The 660-nt window shown below is 62.7% G+C and carries 1 protein-coding gene; it reads left to right on the top strand.

Annotated elements, in window-relative coordinates; translation table 11 throughout:
- On the top strand, nucleotides 1-660 hold a 660-nt coding region (locus tag A5673_RS20590), incomplete at both ends, for a class I SAM-dependent methyltransferase (RefSeq protein ID WP_068236648.1).

Raw genomic sequence — 660 nt, 5'->3', positions numbered from 1 at the left:
GTCGGCAAGCTGAACCTCGAGCCCGGGATGACGCTGCTCGACATCGGCTGCGGCTGGGGCGGAGCGCTGCAACGGGCGATCGAGAAGTTCGATGTCAACGTCATCGGAATCACGCTCAGCCGCAACCAATTCGAGTACAGCAAGGCGAGGCTGGCCGCTATCCCCACCGAGCGCACCGTCGAGGTCCGGCTGCAGGGCTGGGAGGAGTTCGACGACGAGGTCGATCGGATTGTCACCATCGGCGCCTTCGAAGCGTTCAAGGCCGAACGCTGGCCCGCGTTTTTCGAGCGCGCCTACGGCATCCTTCCCGACGATGGCCGAATGTTGCTGCACACGATTCTCGCGCACTCGCAAAAGCAAATGCACGAGCGCGGGATCTCGCTGACCATGCGCGACATTCGATTCACCCGATTCATCTACACGGAGATTTTCCCCGGCGGGCAGTTGCCGGCCGAGGAAGACATTGCGGAGTTGGCGCCGGCGGCCGGATTTACCCTCGAAAAGGTGCAATTGCTACGCGAACACTACGCGACGACCCTCGAAACGTGGGCCACCGCGCTCGAGGCCAACAGGGACCAGGCGATCGCCATCCAGTCCCAAGAGGTCTACGACCGCTACATGAAGTACCTGACGGGTTGCGCCAAGCTGTTCCGCCAGGGC

Source organism: Mycobacterium sp. E3198 (assembly GCF_001667015.1).
GTDB lineage: Bacteria > Actinomycetota > Actinomycetes > Mycobacteriales > Mycobacteriaceae > Mycobacterium.
The sequence above is the reverse complement of the archived record's forward strand: the minus strand, read 5'-3'. Positions and strand labels throughout refer to the sequence as shown.